This window comes from Stutzerimonas sp. CXK-1 (assembly GCF_057738225.1).
In genome coordinates this window covers 3,107,350-3,131,521 of the sequence record NZ_CM173217.1, presented here as the reverse complement: position 1 = coordinate 3,131,521, position 24,172 = coordinate 3,107,350, and the positions used below count along the sequence as shown (strand labels likewise).

The window sequence follows — 24,172 nt, the reverse complement described above, 5'->3', positions numbered from 1 at the left end:
CTGACGAGGAGGGACGCGCTTTGGAATCGAGCATTTTCTGGTACGACTACGAAACCACCGGCATATCGCCCCGTTGCGACCGGCCGTTGCAGGTGGCCGGTATCCGTACGAACGAGGCGCTCGAGGAAATCGGCGAGCCACTCAACCTCTTTTGCAGGCCGTCGGACGATATCCTGCCGCACCCGGCGGCGTGCCTGGTCACCGGCATCACCCCGCAGGTCCTCGAGCGCGAGGGACTCTGCGAGGCCGAGTTCATGCATCGATTGCATCAGGAGCTGGCGCAGCCCGGTACCTGCGGCGCCGGCTACAACAACCTGCGCTTCGATGACGAGATGACGCGCTACAGCCTGTATCGCAATTTTTTCGATCCCTATGCGCGCGAGTGGCAGGGCGGCAACAGCCGTTGGGACCTCATCGACCTGGTGCGGACCGCTTACGCGCTGCGCCCGGAAGGGCTTCAGTGGCCGCAGGATGAGGGGCGCGTCTCGTTGAAGCTCGAACGGCTCACGGCGGCGAACGGGCTCGAGCACCTGCATGCGCACGACGCCCTGTCCGACGTGCGCGCGACCATCGCTCTGGCGCGCTTGATTCGCGATGCACAGCCGCGGCTGTACGACTACCTGTTCCGGCTGCGGCGCAAGCATGCGGTGCTCGACCAGATCGAACTGTTCAAGCCGCTGGTGCATGTGTCCGGCCGTTTCTCGGCTCAGCGACACTTCATGGCCGTGGTGCTGCCCGTGGCGTGGCATCCATCCAATCGCAACGCCTTGATCGTCTGCGACCTGCACGCCGATCCCTCGCCGTTGTGGGACGAATCAGGCGAGACCCTGCGCAGGCGCCTTTATACGCGCCGCGAGGAGCTTGCCGAAAACGAGCTGCCGACGCCGCTCAAGCTGGTGCATGTCAATCGTTGCCCGGTGCTGGCGCCATTGAGCGTATTGCGGGATATCGACATTCAGCGCCTGCAGCTGGACCTGCCGCTTTATCAGCGCCGGGCGCAAATGCTCTGTGAACGCCGCGAACAATGGCAGGGCAAGTTCGCTGCGATATATGCGCAGGAGGGCTATGAACCCTGTGAAGACCCGGAGCAGCAGCTCTACGATGGTTTTCTCGGTGAGCGCGACCGTCGGTTATGCGAACAGGTTCGCCTGGCAACTGCCGAGGAATGCGCAGGCCGCCAATGGATGTTTGATGACATACGCCTTGGCGAGCTTTTGTTTCGGTATCGGGCCCGCAACTTTCCGCAAAGTCTCAGCGAACAAGAACGGCTGCACTGGCACGACTTCTGCCGTCACCGCCTGTTGCAACCCGAATTCGGAGCGCCCAATACGCTGGCCCAGTTTGAGCAGACGTTGGGTCAGTTGCTGGAGCAGGCGACACCGGAGCAGGCCGTTGTTTTGCAATGCTGGCGCGAGCATGCGGCGCAGTTGCAAAGCCGCTATGGCCTGTGAAGCAATAAAAAGCCGCGCCCGATTGCTCGCTGGCGCGGCTGCGGTACTTCCGTAGCGGATTAACCGAGTACGGTGGACCAGCTTTCGACGGTGTCCGAACCCCACTTGGCCTTCCACTCTTTCAGCGTCTTGTGGTTGCCACCCTTGGTTTCGATCACTTCGCCCGAGTGCGGGTTCTTGTACTGCTTGACGCGACGAGCACGCTTGGGGGCCGGAGCGGCCTTTGCCGCGCGCTGTACCTTGCCGGCTTTTGCAGCGTCCGGATCGAGCAGGGCGATGATGTCGCGCAGCGACTTCTGATACTCGCCCATGAGTTCGCGCAGTTTGCCTTCGAACTCGAGCTCCTTTTTTAACTTGTCATCTGCCGAGAGGGACTTCAGGCGCTCCTGAAGTTCCTTGATGGCCTCTTCCGTTGCGCGGTATTCGCTGATCAGGGACATTTTGCTTCCTTGGATATAGGTTGTACGCAAGTGGGTGAATCATAGTCGGCGGTTTCAGGCAAAGTAAATATAGTTGAGCCCGTTATTTTCGAATGAAGTCGTAACAAAGCCGTTATTCGCTCGATATGTTTCCGGTTATTGGCTGTTGGGCTTTGTTCAACGGCCCCATCGTTTTCTCTGCACTCGGCTCGCGCCTCGGTCATGGCGAACTTAGTGAAACTTGGCTGCACACGGCATTTTGTCAGGGTTGTTCGTCCGTTCTCAGCAAGCATACGCACACGGGCGGTGGGTTTATTTCGCCAATGGCCGCGCTTTTGCCGGCTGAGCTAGAATGCCGCGTTTCCATGCGAGCAGGAGTTTTCGGATGCGCACTTTCAGGCTGGTTATCGCCTGTCCCGATGGCGTTGGCATCGTTGCCAAGGTCAGTAACTTTCTGGCCACCTATAACGGCTGGATCACCGAAGCCAACCATCACTCCGACCATCAGAGTGGCTGGTTCTTCATGCGCCACGAAATCCGTGCGGACTCGCTGCCCTTCGACCTGGACGGTTTTCGCCAGGCCTTTGCACCTATTGCGCGTGAGTTTTCGATGGAGTGGCGCATCACCGACTCGGATCGCCGCAAGCGCGTCGTGCTCATGGCCAGCCGTGAGTCGCATTGCCTGGCCGACCTGCTGCACCGCTGGCATAGCGGCGAGCTGGATTGCGACATTCCCTGCGTGATCTCCAACCACGACGATCTGCGCAGCATGGTCGAGTGGCATGGTATTCCCTATTTCCATGTACCGGTCGAAGCGGGGCGCAAGCAGGAAGCGTTCGCCGAAGTGGCAAGCCTGGTGCGCGAGCACCGCGCGGACGTCATCGTGCTGGCGCGCTACATGCAGATCCTGCCGCAGGAGTTGTGCGAGGAATACGCGCAGCGGGTCATCAATATCCACCACAGCTTCCTGCCGTCGTTCGTTGGCGCCAAGCCGTATCACCAGGCGTCGCTGCGCGGCGTGAAGCTGATCGGTGCGACTTGCCACTACGTTACCGAAGAGCTGGATGCCGGCCCGATCATCGAGCAGGACGTCGTGCGCATCAGCCATCGCGACACCGTCGAGGATATGGTGCGACTGGGCAAGGACGTCGAGAAGATGGTGCTCTCGCGCGGCTTGCGCTATCACTTGGAGGATCGCGTGCTGGTCCACAGCAACCGGACGCTGGTCTTCAATTGACGGCTGGGTATCGATGAAGCATCCACTCGACCAGGCCACCGCCGAGGCGCCACCGATCATCGGCAGCGGTTGTACCCAGCGCTACGATCCGCAGGCGCTGGACGAGCGCCTGGGAACCGACTTTCCACAGGCAGCCGAACTCTGGGAAGCCTTGCAGGCGCAGCGCAGGCGCGAGGCCGAGTGACCTGCGCACGCTCTGATTAGGGGGATGACATGGATACAACCGATAGCCTGGTGCTTGGCGCAGAGTCCTCGGGGCAGGCCAATACGCACCTGCTGCGTCTGGCCAACCGCCATGGTCTGATCGCCGGCGCCACCGGCACCGGCAAGACCGTGACACTGCAACGGCTCGCCGAGCAGTTCAGCGATGCCGGCGTCGCGGTGTTCGCCGCCGACATCAAGGGTGATCTCTCCGGGCTCGGCGCTGCCGGCCAACCGCAGGGCAAGATTGCCGAACGCATCGCCAGCATGCCCTGGTTGGCGCACCACCCACAGGCCTATCCGGTCACACTGTGGGACGTGTACGGGCAGAGCGGTCATCCGTTGCGCACTACGCTGAGCGAGATGGGGCCCTTGCTGCTCGGCAACCTGCTGGAGCTGACCGACAGCCAGCAGGCGGCGTTGTATGCGGCATTCAAGGTCGCTGACCGCGAGGGCCTGCTGTTGCTCGACCTCAAGGACCTCAAGGCGCTGCTCGGCTATCTGCGCCAGAGCCCGGCGGTGCTCGGCGAGGATGCGGCGCTGGTTACCGGCGCCTCGTGCCAGGCGCTGTTGCGGCGGCTGGCAACGCTCGAGCAGCAGGGCGCCGAAGCGTTGTTCGGTGAGCCGGCACTGCAGCTTGAGGATCTGCTCGCACCGGCCGCCGACGGGCGAGGCGGTATCCATCTGCTCGATGCCTCGCGGCTGGTGCACGAAGCGCCAAAGGTCTATGCGACGTTCCTGCTCTGGCTGCTGGCCGAGCTGTTCGAACAACTGCCGGAGCGCGGCGATTCCGATCGGCCGTTGCTGGTGCTGTTCTTCGACGAGGCGCACCTGCTGTTCGGCGATACGCCCAAGGCGCTGCAGGAGCGGCTGGTGCAGGTGGTGCGGCTGATTCGCTCCAAGGGCGTGGGCGTCTATTTCGTCACCCAGTCGCCGGCGGATCTGCCCGACCCGGTGCTCGCCCAGCTCGGCCTTCGCGTGCAGCATGGCTTGCGCGCATTCACCACCCGTGAGCAAAAGGCGCTGCGTTCGGTTGCCGATGGCTTTCGCCCCAACCCCGAGTTCTCCGCGCTCGAGGTGCTGACCCAGCTCGGCATCGGTGAAGCGCTGGTCGGCGGGTTGGAGCCCAAGGGCATGCCGGCTGTGGTACAGCGGGTCTTCGTGGCGCCGCCGCAGTCGCGTGTCGGCCCGCTGAGCGAGCAGGAGCGCACGGCTATCCTGGCGCGCTCGCCGCTGCGTGGGCGCTATGAGCGGCCGATCGACCGTGAGTCGGCCTACGAGATCCTGGCGGCTCGTGCGCAGCAGGCGGCCCAGCGAGCGCCCGAGACCGATACCGGGCCCGCTCGGTCGAGCGAGCTTGGCGATCAGGTCGGCGAGTTCGCTGGCAAGGTGATCCGAAGTGCGCTTAACCAGGCGGCTAGCCAACTCGGCCGTCAACTGGTGCGCGGCCTTCTAGGCTCGCTAATGGGGCGCAAGCGCTGAAGCATCGCGGCTGCGCCGGTCAGGTTTGCGGCGTGGCGTCCTCGTCCGCGGAACGATCCTGCTCCATTTTGCGTAGCTCTTGCTGAAACGCTTGCTCCTGCACGCTGGGCTTCTTGCGCCAGGGTTTGCGTTCGGGCGCGGCGTGAGCGGCATAGGTCGTCACTTCGCCACCATAAATGTCCTGGTAGCGCTGCGCCTGGCGCTCCAGCTCCTTGCGTAATTCTTCCTTAGTCACTTAGCGGATCCTGTCTCTCACTGCGGTAAATCGAGAAATGCGGCCAGTCAGCTACCGAAGGCGGCGTGCTCGGGCCATGCGCTTGTAGCGGCCCGACATGCGAAGCCCGCTCATGCAAGCGACTGGCCATTATGCGCAACCCGGGCATGGCTGACAAAAAAGAGCCCGCGACAGGCGCGGGCTCGTTCAGGCGGGTCGATCAGCGCGCGACGTTCGCTTCTGCGCTCTGCTCGGCGCGGCCATAGACGTCGTCGAAGCGCTCGATGTCGTCTTCGCCGAGGTAGCTGCCCGACTGGACTTCGATGATTTCCAGCGGAATCTTGCCCGGGTTGGCCAGCCGGTGGACAGACGTCACCGGGATGTAGGTGGACTGGTTTTCGGTCAGCAGGAAGGTCTTTTCGTTGCAGGTCACCTGCGCGGTGCCGGACACCACGATCCAGTGCTCGGCGCGGTGGTGGTGCATCTGCAGCGACAGGCTGGCGCCAGGGTTCACGCAGATGCGCTTGACCTGGAAGCGGCCGCCCATGTCCACCGAGTCGTACCAGCCCCATGGGCGGTAGACGGCGCAGTGATTCTGGGTTTCGCTGCGCTCGCGCGCGTCCAGCTTGGCGACGAGCTTCTTGACGTCCTGCACCTTGTCCTTGTGCGCAACCATGGTCGCGTCCTTGGTTTCGACGACGACCACGTCCTCGAGCCCGAGCACGGTCACCAGCTTGTCGGTGGCGTAGATCAGCGAGTTGCGGGTGTCCTCGGCGATGACGTCACCCTTGAACACGTTGCCGTCGTCGTCCTTGCTGTGCACGTCCCAGATCGACGACCAGGAGCCGACATCGCTCCAACCCGCCGACATCGGCACCACGCAGGCCAGGTCGGTCTTCTCCATGACCGCGTAGTCGATGGAGTTGTCCGGGCAGCAGGCGAAGGTCGCCGGGTCGATGAGAATTTCCTCACCGTTGCGAATGCTGCGTTCCAGCGCCGCCCAGCAGGTGTCATAGATATCCGGGTCGTGCTTCTTCAGCTCTTCGAGGAAGACGCTGGCGCGGAACAGGAACATGCCGCTGTTCCAGAAATAGTCGCCTGATTCGACGTAGCTCTGGGCGCGCGCTTCGTCTGGCTTCTCGACGAACTGGCTGACTCGCTCGATGCCTTCGGGCAGAGTGCCGCGGCGCTGCGGGTCGCACTTGATGTAACCGTAACCGGTTTCCGGGCGAGTGGCCGGTACACCGAAGAGCACCATCTCGCCGTTTTCCGCGGCATTGGTGGCCAGCGCCAGCGAGCGCTGGAAGGCTCGTTGATCTTCGATCACGTGGTCGGCCGGCAATACCAGCAGCAGTTCGTCACGGCCTTCTTCGGTGAGCTTCATCGCGGCCATCGCGATGGCCGGCGCGGTGTTGCGGCCGAACGGCTCGAGCATCAGGCCCTGAACGCCGAGTTTGCGCGCCGCCAGCTGCTCCTTGACGATGAAACGGTGCTCTTTGTTGCACACCAGCAGCGGCTGTTGCATGCCCTCGAAAGCCAGGCGCTCCACGGTTTGCTGGAACAGCGTCTGCTCGCCGGTCATTGCGAGGAACTGCTTGGGGAACAGCTTGCGCGACAGGGGCCAGAGCCTGGAGCCGTTACCGCCTGAAAGGATTACCGGGATCATGTTGCTTCTCCTGAAACGTGTACGAAGGTCGTTCTGCTTGTTCGTCGGCACAGCAGCTGTACCGAATGGCTGAAGATCAGCGAGCGCCGGGCAAAGCGAGGCCCGTGGGCGCGACTGACCGCTCCCCCGAGGCTCATGCCCCGATTGCTGAAACCTGCCGGTACTGGCTAGTCCGCAGATGGCCAAACGGCTCCCGACGCGCGGAAGCGGTGGCGCTGGCAGTAGGAAGAAGCCATCCGGATACCGTCTGGATGGCCGTGCGGGCTGGGCGTCGTCGACGAGGAACGGCTGCCGTCGACTTGTTGTGATCGGGTTGCCTGCCGCACTTGCGGATCGGAGGCACAGCCCCGTGGGCTGTGCGCTTGGCTGGAGCGGCGGTGGACATCCTCGCCACTGCCGCTCGCCGTGACAGCGCTGCTGTCGTTGTCCGTACGCCACGGGCACTTGCCGGGCGGTCATTTATCAAGACCCTGAGCACTTTCATGTGCGACGTCCCTTTCCGGTCTGGAGTTGGTACGCGCTTATGATTGTGCTGCCCGAGAGTTAGTTCCCCGTGGGCGAACCATTGATCGGCGAGATTTCGACAGTGTCGATGGGCCGCCTCCGGGGCTGCTCGCGGCAGCGGCAGCCCAGAGCGGTTTGGTGGGACGGTTGCCTCAGGTCGGCGGGTTGTCGCGCAGGAAGACCAGACGGTCGGTGGAGGAGTGCGCCTCACTGTAGCGATAGCCGTCGTAATCGAACTGCAGCAACTGCGCCGGATCGCTGATGCGTTGCTTGATCACATAACGCGCCATCAGACCCCGGGCTTTCTTGGCGTAAAAACTGATGATCTTGTACTGGCCGTTCTTCAGATCCTTGAAGTCGACATCGATCACCCGGGCTTCCAGCGCCTTGCGCTTCACGGCACCGAAATACTCGTTCGAGGCGAGGTTGAGCAGCACTGCGTCACCCTGCGCGGCGAGCGCCTCGTTGAGCCATTGGCTGATGCGCTCGCCCCAGAAAGCGTAGAGATCCTTGCCGCGGGCGGTAGCCAGCCTGGTGCCCATTTCCAGGCGATAGGGCTGCATGAGATCCAACGGCCGCAGCACGCCGTACAGCCCGGAGAGCATGCGCAAGTGTTGCTGGGCGAAGTCGAAGTCGTGCTCGCTGAAGTCGTCGGCGTTGAGCCCGGTATAGACGTCACCCTTGAACGCGAGCAGCGCCTGCTTGGCATTGTCGGGGGTGAAATCGGCATTCCAGCTTCCGAAGCGGGCGACGTTGAGTGCGGCCAGCTTGTCGGACAGGTGCATGAGTTCGGCAACCTGTGCCGGCGAGTACTCGCGCAGCTGGTCGATGAGCAGCTGTGCTTGATCGAGATGTTCGGGCAGCGTATGGCGCGGGGTCGAGGGAGGGGTGTCGTAGTCCAGAGTCTTGGCTGGTGAAATCACCATCAACATCGAATTGCTCTCGTTCCTTTGGATGTGCCGCGATTCTAGGCGTGAATCCCAATGCGCCTCCAGCTATCGCAGCCATTGATGGCGGTTGACCTTGCCCCTGGGGCAAGGCGCAAGCTTGTTGCACACATTGAGGAGGTGACATGAGCGCGTGTGATCATTCCAATTGGCACCCTGACCATGACTATCGGCCGCTCGAGCAGGGCGCCGAGCGTCAGACCTGGCTGGTCGCTGCGCTGACCGGCGTGACCATGCTGGTGGAGGTGGCGGCCGGCTACCTGTTCAACTCGATGGCCTTGCTCGCCGATGGTTGGCACATGGCCTCGCACATGGTCGCGATAGGCCTGGCCGCGCTCGCCTATCTGCTGGCGCGGCGCTACTCGGGGGACCAGCGCTTCGCATTCGGCACCTGGAAAATCGAGGTGCTGGCCGGTTTCTCCAGTGCGCTGCTGCTGGTGGTGGTCGCGCTGACGATGATCGGCGAGTCGCTGGCGCGCTTCTGGTCGCCGGCGCAGATCGGCTTCGACGAGGCAATCGTCGTCGCCATCATTGGCCTGCTGGTCAACCTGGCTTCCGCCTGGCTGCTGCATGAGCGTCACGAGCATGCGCACGCGGGGCACGGCCATCAGCATGCTCAGGACCACGACCACGACCACGACCACGACCACGACCACGACCACGACGCGGGCAAGCGGACTACCGGCGGGCGCGACCTGAATCGGCACGCCGCGTTCGTACACGTGCTCACCGATGGCCTGACTTCGGTGGCTGCCATCGTCGCCCTGCTCGGCGGCAAATTTTTCGGCTGGAGCTGGCTGGATCCCGCGATGGGCGTGATCGGCGCCGTGGTCATTCTGGTCTGGGCCAAGGGCCTGCTGCGTGACACCGGCAAGGCATTGCTGGATCGGGAGATGGACGACCCGCTGGTGCACCAGATTCGTGCGGCGCTCAAGGCGGTGCCCGATACCGATGTCACCGATCTACACCTGTGGCGTGTCGGACGCGCACAGTACAGCTGCATTCTCAGCGTGGTCACCCACCAGGACTACACGGCAGACCGCTACAAGCGGGAGTTGGCACGCTTCGCGCAGGTGGTTCACGTGACGGCCGAGGTCAACCGCTGCGCGGAGCCCGGCCATCGTTCAACGGGCGATTTGTCCGCGGCGCACTGAGGGGAAAGACGCCGGCGAATCGAAAAGTCATTTGCCTGTCATATGTTTTGCGTTAGAACGAAATCCAGACCGCCGAACCCTGCGAAACAGGTGGCGGCCACTGGGTGGCCCCGAGCCCACCGGCGCCCAACGTCCGCTCACCCTCGTCGTCGTACGGCGGTCACCTCCGACGGAGCATTCGCATTCCGTCGCCGCTACTACGACGAAGGTGATCGGTATGGATGATTACGGTACCTCCCGCGCGACCCAGCCCACCCTGTACGTGCTCGACACGAACGTCCTGATCCACGATCCAAACGCCTTGCTCAACTTCCAGGAGCACCAGGTCGCGATTCCCATGACCGTGCTCGAGGAACTCGACCAACTGAAGACCGGCAAGCACACGGTCGCGGCCGAATGCCGACAGGCCATCCGGCTGATCGACCGTTTGCTCGGCAGCGCCTCGCCCGAGGAAGTCGAGGCAGGTGTACCGATCCAGCGCGGCAAGGGTGGGCCTTGCGGCAGCCTGTCGATCCTCATGAGCCGACCGGGCCAGGCCAACGGCCTGCCGGAAGACCTGAACGACAACAAGATCATCAATCTGGTCGTCACCCTCAGCAAGGAACGCCCCGGGCTGCCGGTAGTGCTGGTGACCAAGGACATCAACATGCGCCTGAAGGCGCGGGCCTGCGGCGTGGCCGCGGAGGATTATCACACCGACCAGCTGGTCGACGATGTCGGCCAGCTGTCGCGCGGCTATCACAGCCTCACCGGCTCGTTCTGGGACCGGGTGAGCACCGTCGAGACGCAGCAGGGGCACGGGCGCACCTGGCACCGGGTGCAATTGATCGACAACCTGCCGGCCGTGCACATCAACGAGTTCGTGCTAGACGAGCAAGGGTTCGTCGGCTGGATCAAGGGCATCGAGGGCGATGAACTGCTGTTGCTGGACCTGCACCAGGAGCCGCTGCTGCATCAGGAAGCCTGGGGGCTGCGCCCGCGCGACATCCACCAGGCGCTGGCGCTGTACGCGCTGCTCGATCCGGATATCCATCTGGTCAACCTGTCCGGCGCCGCCGGCTCGGGCAAGACCATCCTGGCGCTGGCGGCGGCCATCGAGCAGACCGTGGTGAGCAAGCGCTACCGGCGCATCATCGCCACCCGCAGCGTGCAGGGGCTCGACGAGGACATCGGCTTTCTGCCGGGCACCGAAGCCGAGAAGATGGAGCCCTGGCTTGGGGCCATCACCGACAACCTCGAGGCGCTGCACATGGATGACGAGAACACCCACGGCAGCATCGACTACATCCTGCAAAAGGTCCCCCTGCAGTTCAAATCGCTGAACTACATCCGCGGGCGCAGCTTCCAGCAGAGCCTGATCATCATCGACGAATGCCAGAACCTCACGCCGCACCAGATGAAGACAATCATCACCCGCGCCGGCAATGGCTCGAAGGTGGTCTGCCTGGGCAATCTCGCGCAGATCGACACGCCCTACCTGTCGGCGACCAGTTCGGGGCTGACCTACCTCACCGAGCGTTTCAAGGACTTCCCGCATGGCGTGCACATCACCCTGCAGGGCGTGCCGCGCTCGATCCTCGCCGAGTACGCCGAGGCCCACATGTAGGAGGGGCGGCCGGAGCTAGAGGCCGGCTCGTCGGCCTCCAGCTTCGGCCTTCCAGCTGCGTTACACTGCGGGCTTTCCCAGCCAGCAGGACTTTCCATGCTCACCCATCTCGATTTTCAGGGCCGCGCCAGCATGGTCGACGTCACCGACAAGGCCGTCACCGCGCGCGAGGCCACGGCGGAGGCGCGCGTGCGCATGCTGCCCGCCACGCTGCAGCTGATCCAGCAGGGCGGCCATCCCAAAGGGGATGTGTTCGCCGTTGCTCGCATCGCCGGCATCCAGGCAGCGAAGAAAACCCATGAGCTGATTCCGCTATGTCATCCGTTGCTGTTGACCAGCATCAAGGTCGAACTGGCGCCCGAGGGCGAAGACTGCGTGCACATCCGCGCCGTCTGCAAGCTCGCCGGGCAGACCGGGGTGGAGATGGAGGCCCTGACTGCCGCCAGCGTGGCCGCGCTGACGATCTACGACATGTGCAAGGCGGTGGACAAGGGGATGGTCATCGAAGGCGTGCGACTGCTCGAGAAGCGCGGTGGCAAGAGTGGACACTGGCAGGTGGAATCATGATTCAAGTGCAGTTCTATGCCCGTTATCGGGAAACCCTGGGCAGCGATGGCGAAGAACTCGACTGGGACGAACAGCTGACCTGCGTCGATGCGCTGCGCCAGCGGCTGCTTGCCCGCGGAGGTGCCTGGGAGCTGCTCGCCGAGCGCAATCTGATGTGCGCGCGCAACCAGGAACTGTGCGGTCTGGACGAGGCGCTGGAAGACGGCGACGAAGTGGCGTTTTTCCCGACCGTTACCGGAGGCTGAAATGAGCGTACGAGTCCAGCAAGCGGCCTTCGATCCCGGGGCCGAGCTGAATGCACTGCATGCGGCGAACCTGGGCATCGGCGCGGTGGTCGGTTTCGTCGGCTACGTGCGCGACTTCAATGACGGCCACGAGGTGGCCGGCATGTTTCTCGAGCATGCCCCGGGGATGACCGAAAAGGCCTTGCAGAAGATCGTCGCCGAAGCCGAGCAGCGCTGGCCTTTGCTCTGCTGCGACGTGCTGCATCGCGTCGGGCCGCTGGAGCCTGGCGAGCCGATCGTTTTCGTCGGCGTGGCCAGCGCGCATCGCGAAGCGGCGTTCGATGCCTGCCGCTTCGTCATGGATTACCTGAAAACGCGCGCGCCGTTCTGGAAGAAGGAGGCTACCGCTGAAGGCCCTCGCTGGGTCGACGGGCGTGAAAGCGACCAGAGTGCTGCGCAGCGCTGGAAGCACGACTGAGCAGGGCGCGCTCAGCTGAAGGTGATGTACATCTTGAAGGCGAGGGTGGAGAACATGGTGAGCACGCCGGCCGCCAGAATCGCCACGCCCCATTGCTGATCGCGGAAGTTGTAGCCGACGCACAGCAGGACGAAGCCAGTGGTTATCAGCAAGATCAGCCAGTCGAGATGCTGCATGTCGTATTCCTTGTTCAAGCATGACGCGATGAGGCAACTCTAGCCTGTGGCAGGCTGCGCCGCGCTGACCTGCATCACTGCGGCCGGACGCGGCGTATGGCCTCAGCGCTGCCGCGGCACTGGCGCGAGCAGTTCGGCGGGCGGCATCTCGCAGTGGATCTTGCGGCCGATCAGTTCTTCGATTGGCGGCAGGGCGAAGGCGTCATCCTCGCCGGCAAAGCTGATCGACGTGCCGCTGGTGCCCGCGCGGCCGGTACGCCCGATGCGGTGCACGTAATCGTCCGGCACTTCCGGCAGGGTGAAGTTGATCACGTGGCTGATGCCCTCGACGTGGATGCCGCGGCCGGCGACATCGGTAGCCACCAGAACGCGGATCTTGCCCTCGCGAAAGCCCTCGAGCACCTTGATGCGCTTATGCTGCGGCACGTCGCCGGACATCTGCGCCGCGCTGATGCCGTCCCGCGTCAGGCGCTCCTCGATGCGGCGTACCTCGTCCTTGCGGTTGGCAAAGACCATCACCCGCGTCCAGTCGTTCTGGCTGATCAGGTTGTAGAGCAGCTTGTACTTGTCGCTCGACGCCACGGCATAGACGTGTTGTTCGACGGTCTCGCTGGCGACGTTCTCCGGCTCGATCTCGACGATTGCCGGGTCGACGGTCCATTGCCGGGCCAGGTTCATCACGTCATCGGTGAAGGTCGCCGAGAACAGCAGGGTCTGGCGCTCGCCCTTCATCGGGGTCTGGCGAATGATCTGGCGGACCTGGGGGATGAAGCCCATGTCGAGCATGCGGTCGGCCTCGTCGAGCACCATCACCTCGACCATGTCCAGGTGCACCTCGCCGCGCTGGTTGAAGTCCAGCAGGCGGCCGGGGGTGGCGACCAGGATGTCGCAGAACTTCGCTTCGAGCTGCTTGAGTTGCTTGTCGAAGTCCATGCCGCCGACAAAGCTCATCACGTTCAGCTTGCAATACTTGGTCAGCGCCTCGGCATCCTTGGCGATCTGCACCACCAGCTCGCGAGTCGGGGCGATGATCAGCGCGCGTGGCTCGCCCATGTAGCGTTCCTTCGGCGGCGGCGTCTGCAGCAGCTGGGTAATGGTCGAGATCAGGAACGCCGCGGTCTTGCCGGTGCCGGTCTGCGCGCGGCCGATGGCGTCGCGACCCTTGAGGGTGAACCCCAGCACCTGCGCCTGGATTGGCGTGCAGTAGCTGAAGCCCTGGTCATGAATGGCGTGCATCAGCTCGGGGGCGAGCCTGAAATCGTGGAAGCGGGTCTTGCCCTCGGCGGGCTCGACGACGAAATCCTCGGGCTTCCAGAGCGTTTCGCTGGGTGCCGGTTTGGGCGCGCGCTTGCGGCGTGGCTTGCTGGCGCTCTTGGTGCTGGGTTCGGTCGGTGCCTTGTGCGGTTCGGGTTGCGCTGCGGCTGGCTGCGGCGCAGTGGCGGGCGTACTGGCGCTTTGCTGCTCGCCTTCGCTCTTGCCAAGCATTTTCTTGAGTGCCTTGAGCACGATCGTCTCTTCTGTCAACGGGAAAGTTGGCCGGAGTTTAAAGCAAGACGCCCGAGCGGGCGAAGCATTGCGCCATCGTCCGGCCGTCCGGTCAGCCGCAGAGCTGGTTGCGTCCGCCCTGCTTGGCCTGGTACAGCTCCCGGTCGGCACGCTCGATCAGGTCGGCCAGGCGGTCGGCGGGTTGCCAGACCGCCAGGCCGATCGAAACCGTCACGCCAGGCAGCCGGCCGATCGGGCTGGGAATGCTGCGGACCTGCTCGATGGCCTGGCGCAGCCGCTCGCCGATCGCCCGGGCGTCCTCGGCTGCCAGTTCGGGCAGCAGGATGGTGAACTCCTCGCCGCCATAGCGCACCAGACAGTCCTTCGGCCGCAGCTGTGCAGCCAGCGTACGCGCAACGAGCGAGAGCACGAGATCGCCCGCGAGATGGCCATGGCTGTCGTTGTACTGCTTGAACCGATCGACATCGAGCATGAGCATGCACAGCGGGCTCCCCGCCATGGCACAGCGCGTGCTGTCGCGCTCGAAGGCGTGTTCCAGCCAGCGTCGGTTGAATACGCCGGTGAGCATGTCGACGTTGGCGTTGTGCTCGCTGTCGACGATCAGGCGATCGCTCAGGCGAACGCGCTCGCAGAGCAGCAGGGCCAGGTTGTGCATCAAGTGCGGGGATTCGCCGAGCACGCCGATGTGCCTCGAATGCAGGCGCAGCAGCGTACAGGGTTGGTTCGCGACGACGTAGACCGTCGGTGGCAGGTGGTCGACGAAGCTGACCTCGCCGGCGCAATCATTGGTGTCGATGACTCTGAGTGGCTGGCTGTCGAGCGAGTCGACATACACCGTCAGGCTGCCTTCCAGAACCATATAGAGGTGGTGATTGGCCTTGCGCGGGCTGAGCAGGGTTTCGTCTGCCTCGACGGTGCACAGCTGGCACTGCGCGAGCAGCTTGCGCACGTCGTCCGCGCCGGCACCGTGCAGCAGGCGCAGCCGCTCCAGGCTCGCCGGGTCTACCGGCTGGTCGACGATCTTCATGGTGCTGCCCGCTGACTGCGTGGCTGCGTCTGGCCCTGCATGGCAAGCGGTCCTCCGCTGCAATGTCTGCCGGGCGGCGGATCGATAGTCCCTTCAGCTTCCGCAGTTGGCTGTGCGTTCAAGCATAGCCGACCTGCAGGCGGTGGCGATCAGGCGAGGCGCTGGGCCAGCCAGGCGCCGATGTCGAGGATCTCGTCGGGGCGCACTTCGTGGGCCATCGGATAGTCACGCCACTGCACCGTGAGGCCCGACGCGGCGAGGCAATCGTGTGCAGCACGCCCCATGGCCATTGGCACGACGTCGTCGAAACGGCCATGCAGGCAGAACACCGGCACGTCTCGCATGCCCGGCGCCGGTTCGAGCTGTTCCGGGAACGTCGGCGCATAGGTCGATAGGGCCAGTACGCCGCCGAGCGGGCCTGGCCAGCGCAGGAACGCGGTATGCAGCACGACGGCGCCCCCCTGGGAAAAGCCGGCCAGAAAGATGCGTTTCGGATCGATGCCGGCATCGCGTTGCGCTTCGATCAGGTCGATCACCTGCTGTGCCGAAGCTTCCAGCTGCGCCTGGTCGATGGCGCGTGCGGGGCTCATGGCGAGGATGTCGTACCAGCTCGGCATGCTCCAGCCGCCATTGATACTGACCGGGCGCGTGGGGGCCTGCGGCAGCACGAAGCGGGTGCTGTCCAGGTGCTGCTGCAACGCTTCGGCGACCGGCTGGAAGTCGTAGCGGTCGGCGCCCAGGCCGTGCAGCCAGATGACACAGGCGTCGGCGTTGCGTGAGGGTTCGATGATCAGAGGATTGCTCATGAGGGCTCCAGTTCGGGGCGAATCGCCTCATCCTGGGGCGCGGAAGAGGCGGATGGAGCGAGATTAACCGCTCCCGGCCCCCCGCTGCACCCGCAGAGCCGGGAGATGCGGCCGTGCATGCGTGGCTGGTACGTCGCTTGCTATCTCAGGATGGCAAGCCGACATCGGTCGTCAGGTTGCCGAACGGTGGTGGGCGACTAGACTCAGGGCTGGCTCCGCAACGAAGCGGCCATTGGCCGTGTCGGCAGCAGACCCAGCCCCCGAGAATAAAAAAGCAAACTGGAGGTTTCGATGACACGGGTGAAATCCACACTGGCCGTGCTTGGCGCAGTAGCGCTGGTTGGCGCGAGCGGGCTGACCCATGCGGGGGCGACCCTGGACGCGGTGAAGAAGAAAGGCTTCGTGCAGTGCGGCATCAGCGACGGGTTGCCGGGCTTCTCTTACGCCGACGCCAAGGGCCAGTATCAGGGAATCGATGTGGACGTCTGCAAGGCCGTTGCGGCGGCGGTCTTCGGCGATGCCGGGAAGGTGAAGTTCAGCCCGTTGACCGCCAAGGAGCGTTTCACCGCGCTGCAGTCCGGCGAGGTCGACGTGCTTTCACGCAACACCACCTGGACCAGTTCGCGCGACGCCGCGATGGGGCTCAATTTCACCGGCGTGACCTACTATGACGGCCAGGGTTTTCTGGTCAACAAGGGCATCGGCGTGAAGAGCGCCAAGGAACTGGATGGGGCGACCGTCTGCATCCAGGCCGGCACAACCACCGAGCTGAATCTCTCCGACTACTTCCGCGCGAACAACCTCAAGTACACCCCGATCACCTACGACACCTCGGACGAAAGCGCCAAGTCGCTGGAGTCGGGCCGGTGCGACGTGCTGACCTCCGACCAGTCGCAGCTCTATGCCCAGCGCATCAAGCTCGCCAAGCCCGACGACTACGTGGTGCTGCCGGAGGTGATCTCCAAGGAACCCCTCGGCCCGGCGGTTCGGCAGGGTGACGAGGAGTGGTTCGATATCGTGCGCTGGACGCTGTTCGCCATGCTCAACGCCGAAGAGCTGGGCGTGACCTCGACCAACGTCGAGCAGATGGCCAAGACCACCAAAAATCCCGATGTGGCGCGCCTGCTCGGCGCCGAGGGCGAGTACGGCAAGGATCTCAAGCTGGCCAACGACTGGGCCGTGCAGATCGTCAAGCAGGTCGGCAACTACGGCGAGGTGTTCGAGCGTAACGTCGGCAAGGGCAGCGAGCTGAAGATCGAGCGCGGCCTCAATGCGCTGTGGAACAAGGGCGGGCTGCAGTACGCGCCGCCGGTGCGTTGACCGACCGGCCGGCGAGGCCGGCCGCTTCAGGGATGAGCGCTGCCGCGGCCGCTCGGCTCCGGCAGCGTATCCAGAGGGTTCCCGATGCGCACCGATGGTTCTTCGCGGCGGGTAAGCGGCTCGCTGCTCACCGACCCCCAGGCACGCGCCTGGCTGTTCCAGGTTCTAGCCGTCCTGGCGGTCGTCGCCTTTGGCTGGTTCCTGTTTCACAACACCCAGGCCAACCTGGCCCATCGCGGGATCAATTCCGGGTTTGGTTTTCTCGACAATTCTGCCGGCTTCGGCATTCCGCAACACCTGATCGATTACAGCGAGAGCGACAGCTACGCTCGTGTGTTCTGGATCGGGTTGCTCAATACCCTGCTGGTCAGCGTCATCGGTATCCTGCTGGCCACGCTCATCGGTTTCGTGCTCGGCGTCGCCCGGCTGTCGCCTAACTGGCTGATTCGGCAGCTGGCCACGCTGTACATCGAGACGTTTCGCAACATCCCGCCGTTGTTGCAGATCTTCTTCGTCTATTTCGCCGTGATCGGCCCGCTGCCCGGCCCGCGCGACAGCCTGAGCCTCGGCGACGTGGTCTTCGTCAACAACCGCGGGCTGCAATTGCCCGCACCCAGCGCTGACGAGGGCTTCTGGGCGTTCTGGCTGGCCCTGTTGCTGGCGATCGGGCTCTGCGTCGCGCTGGCGCGTTGGGCGAAGATCCGACGCGACGCCACCGGCCGGCGCTTTCCCCTGTTCTGGACGGCGTTGGCGGTACTGATCGCCATCCCCTGGCTGAGCACCCTGCTGTGGGGCAGCCCGTTCCAGTGGGACGTGCCGCAGTTGCAGCGCTTCAACATCCGGGGTGGCTGGGTGGTGATTCCCGAGCTGGTCGCCATTGTCGCGGCATTGTCGATCTACACGGCCGCGTTCATCGGTGAGACCGTGCGCGCCGGGATCCAGTCGGTCAGCCATGGACAGACCGAGGCTGCCGCATCGCTGGGACTGCGGCCGGGACAGCTGCTGCGGCTGGTGATCATTCCGCAGGCCTTGCGAGTCATCGTGCCGCCTCTGACCAGCCAGTATCTCAACCTGGCGAAGAACTCCTCGCTCGCCGCGGCCATCGGCTATCCGGACATGGTGTCGCTGTTCGCCGGCACGGTACTCAACCAGACCGGCCAGGCCATCGAAACAATGGCGATCACCATGAGCGTCTACCTGGCCATCAGCATCAGCATTTCGCTGTTGATGAACTGGTACAACAAGCGCATCGCGCTGACCGAACGGTAGGGGCGATATGACCAGGCATGTCTTCAAGCCCGACCTCCCGCCGCCTGCGCGCCAGCTTGGCGTGCTGGGCTGGTTGCGGGCGAATCTGTTTTCCAGTTGGCTCAACGGGCTGCTCACGCTCGTCGGGCTGTATCTGATCTGGCTGGTGCTGCCGCCGCTGCTCGACTGGGCGATCTTCAGCGCGGACTGGGCCGGCGATGCGCGTAGCGACTGCAGCCGCGAAGGTGCCTGCTGGGTTTTCGTGCGCGAGCGCTTCGGCCAGTTCATGTACGGCTTCTATCCGGTGGAAGCGCGCTGGCGGGTCAACATGGCAGTGTGGCTGGCGATCGTCGCGGCAGCGCCCTTGTTCATGCGCTGGTTGCGGCACAAGGCGCGCTATGGCCTGGCCTACCTGCTGGTCTATCCGCTGCTGGCCTTTTGGCTGCTGCACGGCGGGTTGGGGCTGATGGTCGTGCCGACCAGCCAGTGGGGCGGCTTGATGCTGACAATCGTCATCGCCGCGGTGGGCATCGCGGGCGCGCTGCCGCTGGGCATCCTGCTGGCACTGGGGCGGCGTTCCGACATGCCGGCGATCCGGGTGCTCAGCGTGACCTTCATAGAGTTCTGGCGCGGCGTGCCGCTGATCACCGTGCTGTTCATGTCTTCGGTCATGCTGCCGTTGTTCCTGCCCGAAGGCATGAACCTCGACAAGCTGCTGCGCGCGATGCTGATGGTGATCTTCTTCGAGGCCGCGTACATCGCCGAGGTGGTGCGCGGCGGCCTGCAGGCGATCCCCAAGGGGCAGTACGAGGCCGCCTCGGCGATGGGGCTGGGTTACTGGCGGATGATGGGGCTGGTGATCCTGCCGCAGGCGCTGAAGCTGGTGATCCCGGGCATCGTCAACACCTTCATCGCGCTGTTCAAGGACACCAGTCTGGTGATCATCATCGGCCTGTTCGACTTCCTCAACAGCATCAAGCGCGCCACCGCGGACCCCGCCTGGCTGGGCATGTCCACCGAGGGCTACGTGTTCGCCGCACTGGTGTACTGGCTGTTCTGCTTCGGCATGTCGCGCTATTCGATGCACCTGGAGCGCAGGCTGGACACCGGCCATCGAAATTAGGAGAGAGCAATGAGCGAACCCAGCGTACAGGCCGGGGCGGCTGTGCAGCCGATCATCCTCATGGAGGGCGTGCACAAGTGGTACGGCCAGTTCCATGTCCTCAAGGACATCAACCTGAAGGTACGCCAGGGCGAAAGAATCGTGCTCTGCGGGCCGTCGGGTTCCGGCAAGTCGACCACTATCCGCTGCCTGAACCGGCTGGAAGAGCACCAGCAGGGGCGTATCGTCATCGATGGCCACGAACTGACCAGCGATCTCAAGCAGATCGAAGCGATTCGCAGCGAGGTCGGCATGGTGTTCCAGCACTTCAATCTGTTTCCGCACCTGACCGTGCTGCAGAACTGTACGCTGGCGCCCATGTGGGTGCGCAAGATGCCCCGTCGCGAAGCCGAGGAAGTAGCCATGCACTACCTCGAACGGGTGCGTATTCCGGAGCAGGCGAGCAAATTCCCGGGCCAGCTCTCCGGCGGGCAGCAGCAGCGCGTGGCGATCGCCCGGGCGCTGTGCATGAAGCCCAAGATCATGCTGTTCGACGAGCCCACCTCGGCGCTCGACCCGGAAATGGTCAAGGAGGTGCTCGATACCATGATCGGGCTTGCCGAAAGCGGCATGACCATGCTCTGCGTGACCCACGAGATGGGTTTCGCCCGCACCGTCGCCGACCGGGTGATCTTCATGGACAAGGGCGAGATCGTCGAGCAGGCCGAGCCCGAGGTGTTCTTCACCAATCCCGAGAGCGATCGCACCCGCCTGTTTCTCAGCCAGATTCTGCACTGACACGCCGGAGCAGGGCGGTCGGCGGTCGCCTGCCGGAAGCCTGCAGCTTGCCCTTAGCCTCGTCTGTCGTCATGGGCTAGAATACGCGCCCCCGACTGCTCCCCTCTTCGAGGCTGTTCCGACGATGTTGATTCTGCGCGGCGCTCCCGCTCTTTCCGCCTTCCGTCATGGCAAGCTCCTGGCCCAGTTGACCGAGAAGGTCCCTGCGGTAAGCGGCCTGTACGCCGAGTTCGCCCACTTCGCCGAGGTCAGCGACGCGCTCGGTTCGGACGAGCAGCAGGTGCTGGCACGTCTGCTCAAGTATGGTCCCAGCGTCCCGGTGCAGGAGCCGAGCGGCCGGCTGTTCCTCGTGGTGCCGCGCTTCGGCACCATCTCGCCCTGGTCGAGCAAGGCCAGCGACATTGCGCATAACTGCGGCCTGAGCAAGATCCAGCGCCTGGAGCGCGGCATCGCCTACTACGTAGCCGGCGCGCTGTCCGACGCCGACGCCCTGGCGGTCGCTGCGGTGCTGCACGACCGCATGACGCAAGTGGTGCTCGAGCGCTTCGAGCAGGCCGAAGGGCTGTTCAGCCATGCCCAGCCGCGCCCGCTGACCGCGGTGGACGTACTGGCCGGCGGTCGAGGCGCATTGGAGAAGGCCAACGTCGAATTGGGGCTGGCCTTGGCCGACGACGAGATCGACTACCTGGTCAAGGCGTTCAACGAGCTGGGGCGCAATCCGCACGACATCGAACTGATGATGTTCGCTCAGGCCAACTCCGAGCATTGCCGGCACAAGATCTTCAACGCCAGCTGGGACATCGACGGCCAGAGTCAGGACAAGTCGCTGTTCGGCATGATCAAGAACACCTACGAGATGCACCGCGAAGGCGTGCTCTCGGCCTACAAGGACAACGCCGCGGTGATCGTCGGCAATGTCGCCGGGCGCTTCTATCCAGCCCCCGCGACCGGCGAGTACGTGGCGAGCCAGGAGCCGGTGCACATCCTGATGAAGGTGGAGACGCACAACCACCCGACCGCCATCGCTCCGTTCCCCGGCGCCTCCACCGGCTCGGGCGGCGAGATCCGCGACGAGGGCGCCACCGGTCGCGGCGCCAAGCCCAAGGCCGGCCTGACCGGTTTCACCGTTTCCAACCTGAACATCCCCGGTTTTCTTCAGCCCTGGGAGAAGCCCTACGGCAAGCCCGAGCGTATCGTCACGCCGCTGGACATCATGATCGAGGGGCCGCTGGGCGGCGCCGCGTTCAACAACGAGTTCGGCCGCCCGGCGCTGACCGGCTACTTCCGTACCTTCGAGCAGACCGTGCAGACGCCGCGGGGCGAGGAAGTGCGTGGCTACCACAAGCCGATCATGCTTGCCGGCGGCATGGGTAACATCCGCGACGAACATGTGCAGAAGGGCGAAATCTCGGTCGGCGCCAAGCTGATCGTGCTCGGTGGCCCGGCCATGCTGATCGGCCTGGGCGGCGGCGCGGCGTCTTCGATGGCGACCGGCACCAGTTCGGCGGATCTGGATTTCGCCTCGGTGCAGCGTGACAACCCGGAAATGGAACGCCGCTGCCAGGAGGTCATCGATCGCTGCTGGCAGCTGGGCGATGCCAACCCGATCAAGTTCATCCATGACGTCGGTGCCGGTGGCCTGTCCAATGCCTTCCCGGAACTGGTCAATGACGGCGGCCGCGGCGGCCGCTTCGAGCTGCGCAACATCCCCAACGACGAGCCGGGCATGGCGCCGCACGAAATCTGGTGCAACGAATCCCAGGAGCGCTACGTGCTCTCGGTCGATGCGGCCGACTTCGAGCGCTTCAAGGCCATCTGTGAGCGCGAGCGCTGCCCCTTCGCGGTGGTCGGCGAGGCCACCGAAGCGCTGCACCTAACGGTGGCCGACAGCCACTTCGGCAACAAGCCGGTGGACATGCCGCTTTCCGTGTTGCTCGGCAAGGCGCCGCGCATGCATCGCAGCGCCGAGCGCGAGCCGGCGCTGGGCGATGACTTCGATGCGACCAAGGTCGTGCTGGGCGAGGCTGTCGAGCGGGTGCTGCGTCACCCGGCCGTGGCGAGCAAGAGCTTCCTGATCACCATCGGCGATCGTTCGATCACCGGTCAGGTGGCGCGTGACCAGATGGTCGGCCCCTGGCAGGTGCCGGTGGCCGACTGCGCCGTCACCGCCACGAGTTATGACGTGCACACCGGCGAGGCGATGGCCATGGGCGAGCGCACGCCGCTGGCGCTGCTCGATGCTCCGGCGTCCGGGCGCATGGCCATCGGCGAGACCATCACCAACCTGGCGGCGGCGCGCATCGGCTCGCTGTCCGATATCAAGCTGTCGGCCAACTGGATGGCCGCGGCCGGTCACCCCGGCGAAGACGCTCGCCTGTACGACACCGTTCGCGCGGTCGGCATGGAACTCTGTCCGCAGCTGGGCATGACCATTCCGGTGGGCAAGGACTCGATGTCGATGAAGACCCGCTGGCAGGAGCAGGGCGCCGAGAAGAGCGTCACCTCGCCGCTGTCGCTGGTGGTGTCCGGCTTCGCGCCGGTCGGTGACATCCGCAGCACGCTGACCCCGCAGTTGCGGCTGGACAAAGGCGCCACCGACCTGATCCTGATCGACCTCGGCCGCGGCCAGAACCGCATGGGCGCCTCGATCCTCGCCCAGGTCTACGGCCAGCTTGGCCGCCAGGCGCCTGACGTCGACGATGCCGAGGACCTCAAGGCCTTCTTTGCCGTGCTCCAGGGGCTCAACCAGGACGGCCTGCTGCTGGCCTACCACGACCGTTCCGATGGCGGCCTGCTGACCACGCTGCTGGAAATGGCGTTCGCCGGCCATTGCGGGCTGAAGCTGGCGCTCGATGGCCTGGTCGACAGCCCGGAGGAAGTGCCTGCGCTGCTGTTCAACGAGGAGCTGGGCGCGGTCATCCAGGTGCGTCAGGGCGACACGGAGATCGTGTTGGGGCAATTCAGCGCGGCGGGCCTGGGTGACTGCGTCGCGGTCATCGGCCAGCCGACGAACAATGGGCATGTCGCCGTTCAGTTGGCCGGCGACGAGCTGTACGCCGGCGAGCGTCGCCTGCTGCAGCGCCAGTGGGCCGAGACCAGCTACCGGATTCAGCGGCTGCGCGATAACGCTGACTGTGCCGACCAGGAGTTCGACGCGATCCTCGAAGAGGAAAACCCCGGCCTGCATGCGAAGCTGACCTTCGATGTGAACGCCGATGTTGCGGCGCCCTATATCAAGAAAGGCGTGCGGCCGAAGGTGGCGATCCTGCGCGAGCAGGGCGTCAACGGCCAGGTAGAGATGGCCGCTGCGTTCGATCGCGCCGGCTTCGCGGCAGTCGATGTGCACATGAGCGATATCCTGGCCGGCCGCATCCAGCTCGACAGTTTCAAGGGGCTCGTCGCCTGCGGTGGTTTCTCCTATGGCGACGTGCTTGGCGCCGGCGAGGGGTGGGCCAAGTCGATCCTGTTCAATGCCCGCGCGCGCGACGGCTTCCAGGCGTTCTTCGAGCGTGGCGACAGTTTTGCGCTGGGCGTGTGCAATGGCTGCCAGATGATGAGCAATCTGCACGAGCTGATCCCTGGCAGCGAAGTCTGGCCGCATTTCGTGCGCAACCGCTCCGAGCAGTTCGAGGCACGGGTGGCGATGGTGCAGGTGCAGGATTCGCCTTCGATCTTTCTGCAGGGCATGGCCGGTTCGCGCCTGCCGATCGCCATCGCCCACGGCGAAGGCCATGCGGAGTTCGAAAGCGAGGAGGCGATGCTGCAGGCCGACCTTTCCGGCAGCGTGGCCCTGCGTTATGTCGATAACCATGGCAAGGTCACCGAACGTTATCCGGCCAACCCCAACGGCTCGCCGCGCGGCATTACCGGCCTGACCAGCCGTGACGGTCGGGTGACGATCATGATGCCGCACCCAGAGCGGGTGTTCCGCGCAGTAACCAACTCCTGGCGCCCGGACGAGTGGCAGGAGGATGGCGGCTGGATGCGCATGTTCCGCAATGCGCGGGTGTGGGTCGACTGATCGCGCAAACGAGGGTAG

The 24,172-nt window shown here is 64.5% G+C and carries 22 protein-coding genes; 14 read left to right on the top strand and 8 right to left on the bottom strand.

Annotation, left to right across the window (positions count from 1 at the left end):
• Nucleotides 1-20: 20 nt before the first annotated feature.
• Nucleotides 21-1,451, top strand: a complete 1,431-nt coding sequence (gene sbcB / locus AC0KXH_RS14885) for an exodeoxyribonuclease I (RefSeq protein ID WP_200291064.1) — start codon at nt 21-23, stop codon at nt 1,449-1,451.
• A 59-nt stretch (nt 1,452-1,510) separates the two neighbouring features.
• On the opposite strand, the gene mvaT is transcribed toward sbcB, so the two are convergent.
• The gene (mvaT, locus tag AC0KXH_RS14880) at nt 1,511-1,891 is read right to left on the bottom strand and encodes a histone-like nucleoid-structuring protein MvaT (protein WP_488223625.1); all 381 of its coding nucleotides are present in this window, start codon (nt 1,889-1,891) and stop codon (nt 1,511-1,513) included.
• 364 nt (nt 1,892-2,255) lie between these two features.
• Here mvaT and purU point away from each other — a divergent pair, with 364 nt between their 5' ends.
• Genes purU through AC0KXH_RS14865 form a run of 3 tightly spaced genes read left to right on the top strand, consistent with a single transcriptional unit; the run spans nt 2,256 to nt 4,790 of the window.
• Nucleotides 2,256-3,107, top strand: a complete 852-nt coding sequence (purU, locus tag AC0KXH_RS14875; protein WP_041104221.1) for a formyltetrahydrofolate deformylase — start codon at nt 2,256-2,258, stop codon at nt 3,105-3,107.
• A gap of 13 nt (nt 3,108-3,120) precedes the next feature.
• Nucleotides 3,121-3,291 (top strand): hypothetical protein, encoded by a 171-nt coding sequence (locus tag AC0KXH_RS14870; protein WP_165562881.1) that lies wholly within the window; start codon nt 3,121-3,123, stop codon nt 3,289-3,291.
• Between the two features lie 29 nt (nt 3,292-3,320).
• Complete coding sequence (locus AC0KXH_RS14865) at nt 3,321-4,790, top strand: helicase HerA-like domain-containing protein (protein WP_488223624.1); 1,470 nt, start codon at nt 3,321-3,323, stop codon at nt 4,788-4,790.
• Between the two features lie 19 nt (nt 4,791-4,809).
• Here AC0KXH_RS14865 and AC0KXH_RS14860 read toward each other — a convergent pair whose 3' ends face one another.
• The 3 genes from AC0KXH_RS14860 to yaaA form a co-directional block, all read right to left on the bottom strand.
• Nucleotides 4,810-5,025: a hypothetical protein gene (locus AC0KXH_RS14860; protein WP_041104225.1), complete on the bottom strand. Its 216-nt coding sequence runs from the start codon at nt 5,023-5,025 to the stop codon at nt 4,810-4,812.
• A 199-nt stretch (nt 5,026-5,224) separates the two neighbouring features.
• Nucleotides 5,225-6,670: a mannose-1-phosphate guanylyltransferase/mannose-6-phosphate isomerase gene (locus AC0KXH_RS14855; RefSeq protein WP_041104227.1), complete on the bottom strand. Its 1,446-nt coding sequence runs from the start codon at nt 6,668-6,670 to the stop codon at nt 5,225-5,227.
• A 656-nt stretch (nt 6,671-7,326) separates the two neighbouring features.
• Complete coding sequence (gene yaaA / locus AC0KXH_RS14850) at nt 7,327-8,106, bottom strand: peroxide stress protein YaaA (protein WP_313305585.1); 780 nt, start codon at nt 8,104-8,106, stop codon at nt 7,327-7,329.
• Nucleotides 8,107-8,246: 140 nt separating this feature from the next.
• Here yaaA and dmeF point away from each other — a divergent pair, with 140 nt between their 5' ends.
• From dmeF to moaE, 5 genes are all read left to right on the top strand, one after another.
• Nucleotides 8,247-9,275: a CDF family Co(II)/Ni(II) efflux transporter DmeF gene (dmeF, locus tag AC0KXH_RS14845; protein ID WP_488223623.1), complete on the top strand. Its 1,029-nt coding sequence runs from the start codon at nt 8,247-8,249 to the stop codon at nt 9,273-9,275.
• Nucleotides 9,276-9,492: 217 nt separating this feature from the next.
• Nucleotides 9,493-10,881, top strand: a complete 1,389-nt coding sequence (locus AC0KXH_RS14840; protein ID WP_061337496.1) for a PhoH family protein — start codon at nt 9,493-9,495, stop codon at nt 10,879-10,881.
• Between the two features lie 96 nt (nt 10,882-10,977).
• Nucleotides 10,978-11,448 (top strand): cyclic pyranopterin monophosphate synthase MoaC, encoded by a 471-nt coding sequence (gene moaC, locus AC0KXH_RS14835; protein WP_041104235.1) that lies wholly within the window; start codon nt 10,978-10,980, stop codon nt 11,446-11,448.
• Nucleotides 11,445-11,693 carry a MoaD/ThiS family protein gene (locus tag AC0KXH_RS14830; RefSeq protein ID WP_237145067.1) on the top strand — a complete coding sequence of 83 codons (249 nt, stop codon included), beginning with the start codon at nt 11,445-11,447 and terminating at the stop codon, nt 11,691-11,693. The genes moaC and AC0KXH_RS14830 overlap by 4 nt, the downstream gene beginning before the upstream one ends.
• Before the next feature lies 1 nt (nt 11,694).
• Nucleotides 11,695-12,150, top strand: coding sequence for a molybdopterin synthase catalytic subunit MoaE (gene moaE / locus AC0KXH_RS14825; protein ID WP_488223622.1), 456 nt, complete (start codon nt 11,695-11,697; stop codon nt 12,148-12,150).
• An 11-nt stretch (nt 12,151-12,161) separates the two neighbouring features.
• On the opposite strand, the gene AC0KXH_RS14820 is transcribed toward moaE, so the two are convergent.
• The 4 genes from AC0KXH_RS14820 to AC0KXH_RS14805 all read right to left on the bottom strand — a co-directional run bounded on the left by AC0KXH_RS14820 (nt 12,162) and on the right by AC0KXH_RS14805 (nt 15,665).
• Nucleotides 12,162-12,326 carry a hypothetical protein gene (locus AC0KXH_RS14820; protein ID WP_165562884.1) on the bottom strand — a complete coding sequence of 55 codons (165 nt, stop codon included), beginning with the start codon at nt 12,324-12,326 and terminating at the stop codon, nt 12,162-12,164.
• A gap of 102 nt (nt 12,327-12,428) precedes the next feature.
• A complete protein-coding gene (rhlB, locus tag AC0KXH_RS14815; protein ID WP_041104240.1) occupies nt 12,429-13,832 on the bottom strand; it encodes an ATP-dependent RNA helicase RhlB in 1,404 nt (467 codons plus the stop codon).
• 91 nt (nt 13,833-13,923) lie between these two features.
• The gene (locus AC0KXH_RS14810; RefSeq protein WP_043221596.1) at nt 13,924-14,859 is read right to left on the bottom strand and encodes a GGDEF domain-containing protein; all 936 of its coding nucleotides are present in this window, start codon (nt 14,857-14,859) and stop codon (nt 13,924-13,926) included.
• A gap of 149 nt (nt 14,860-15,008) precedes the next feature.
• A complete protein-coding gene (locus AC0KXH_RS14805) occupies nt 15,009-15,665 on the bottom strand; it encodes an alpha/beta hydrolase (protein WP_041104244.1) in 657 nt (218 codons plus the stop codon).
• Nucleotides 15,666-15,956: 291 nt separating this feature from the next.
• Between AC0KXH_RS14805 and AC0KXH_RS14800 the strand changes: the two genes are divergently transcribed.
• The 5 genes from AC0KXH_RS14800 to purL all read left to right on the top strand — a co-directional run bounded on the left by AC0KXH_RS14800 (nt 15,957) and on the right by purL (nt 24,154).
• A complete protein-coding gene (locus AC0KXH_RS14800) occupies nt 15,957-16,985 on the top strand; it encodes an amino acid ABC transporter substrate-binding protein (protein WP_061337493.1) in 1,029 nt (342 codons plus the stop codon).
• An 84-nt stretch (nt 16,986-17,069) separates the two neighbouring features.
• Nucleotides 17,070-18,254: an amino acid ABC transporter permease gene (locus tag AC0KXH_RS14795; RefSeq protein ID WP_395763903.1), complete on the top strand. Its 1,185-nt coding sequence runs from the start codon at nt 17,070-17,072 to the stop codon at nt 18,252-18,254.
• 7 nt (nt 18,255-18,261) lie between these two features.
• Nucleotides 18,262-19,356 carry an amino acid ABC transporter permease gene (locus AC0KXH_RS14790; RefSeq protein ID WP_041104249.1) on the top strand — a complete coding sequence of 365 codons (1,095 nt, stop codon included), beginning with the start codon at nt 18,262-18,264 and terminating at the stop codon, nt 19,354-19,356.
• A 9-nt stretch (nt 19,357-19,365) separates the two neighbouring features.
• Entirely contained in the window at nt 19,366-20,133 is a 768-nt protein-coding gene (locus AC0KXH_RS14785) for an amino acid ABC transporter ATP-binding protein (protein ID WP_041104250.1), read from the top strand.
• A 124-nt stretch (nt 20,134-20,257) separates the two neighbouring features.
• Nucleotides 20,258-24,154: a phosphoribosylformylglycinamidine synthase gene (purL, locus tag AC0KXH_RS14780; RefSeq protein ID WP_488223621.1), complete on the top strand. Its 3,897-nt coding sequence runs from the start codon at nt 20,258-20,260 to the stop codon at nt 24,152-24,154.
• The last annotated feature ends 18 nt before the right edge of the window (nt 24,155-24,172 follow it).

Excerpts from the sequence above, each read along its gene's own strand:
- mvaT (WP_488223625.1), bottom strand. The coding sequence starts at position 1,891 with ATGTCCCTGATCAGCGAATACCGCGCAACGGAAGAGGCCATCAAGGAA.
- purU (WP_041104221.1), top strand. The coding sequence starts at position 2,256 with ATGCGCACTTTCAGGCTGGTTATCGCCTGTCCCGATGGCGTTGGCATC.
- AC0KXH_RS14870 (WP_165562881.1), top strand. The coding sequence starts at position 3,121 with ATGAAGCATCCACTCGACCAGGCCACCGCCGAGGCGCCACCGATCATC.
- AC0KXH_RS14865 (WP_488223624.1), top strand. The coding sequence starts at position 3,321 with ATGGATACAACCGATAGCCTGGTGCTTGGCGCAGAGTCCTCGGGGCAG.
- AC0KXH_RS14855 (WP_041104227.1), bottom strand. The coding sequence starts at position 6,670 with ATGATCCCGGTAATCCTTTCAGGCGGTAACGGCTCCAGGCTCTGGCCC.
- yaaA (WP_313305585.1), bottom strand. The coding sequence starts at position 8,106 with ATGTTGATGGTGATTTCACCAGCCAAGACTCTGGACTACGACACCCCT.
- dmeF (WP_488223623.1), top strand. The coding sequence starts at position 8,247 with ATGAGCGCGTGTGATCATTCCAATTGGCACCCTGACCATGACTATCGG.
- AC0KXH_RS14840 (WP_061337496.1), top strand. The coding sequence starts at position 9,493 with ATGGATGATTACGGTACCTCCCGCGCGACCCAGCCCACCCTGTACGTG.
- moaC (WP_041104235.1), top strand. The coding sequence starts at position 10,978 with ATGCTCACCCATCTCGATTTTCAGGGCCGCGCCAGCATGGTCGACGTC.
- AC0KXH_RS14830 (WP_237145067.1), top strand. The coding sequence starts at position 11,445 with ATGATTCAAGTGCAGTTCTATGCCCGTTATCGGGAAACCCTGGGCAGC.
- moaE (WP_488223622.1), top strand. The coding sequence starts at position 11,695 with ATGAGCGTACGAGTCCAGCAAGCGGCCTTCGATCCCGGGGCCGAGCTG.
- AC0KXH_RS14820 (WP_165562884.1), bottom strand. The coding sequence starts at position 12,326 with ATGCAGCATCTCGACTGGCTGATCTTGCTGATAACCACTGGCTTCGTC.
- AC0KXH_RS14810 (WP_043221596.1), bottom strand. The coding sequence starts at position 14,859 with ATGAAGATCGTCGACCAGCCGGTAGACCCGGCGAGCCTGGAGCGGCTG.
- AC0KXH_RS14805 (WP_041104244.1), bottom strand. The coding sequence starts at position 15,665 with ATGAGCAATCCTCTGATCATCGAACCCTCACGCAACGCCGACGCCTGT.
- AC0KXH_RS14800 (WP_061337493.1), top strand. The coding sequence starts at position 15,957 with ATGACACGGGTGAAATCCACACTGGCCGTGCTTGGCGCAGTAGCGCTG.
- AC0KXH_RS14795 (WP_395763903.1), top strand. The coding sequence starts at position 17,070 with ATGCGCACCGATGGTTCTTCGCGGCGGGTAAGCGGCTCGCTGCTCACC.
- AC0KXH_RS14790 (WP_041104249.1), top strand. The coding sequence starts at position 18,262 with ATGACCAGGCATGTCTTCAAGCCCGACCTCCCGCCGCCTGCGCGCCAG.
- AC0KXH_RS14785 (WP_041104250.1), top strand. The coding sequence starts at position 19,366 with ATGAGCGAACCCAGCGTACAGGCCGGGGCGGCTGTGCAGCCGATCATC.
- purL (WP_488223621.1), top strand. The coding sequence starts at position 20,258 with ATGTTGATTCTGCGCGGCGCTCCCGCTCTTTCCGCCTTCCGTCATGGC.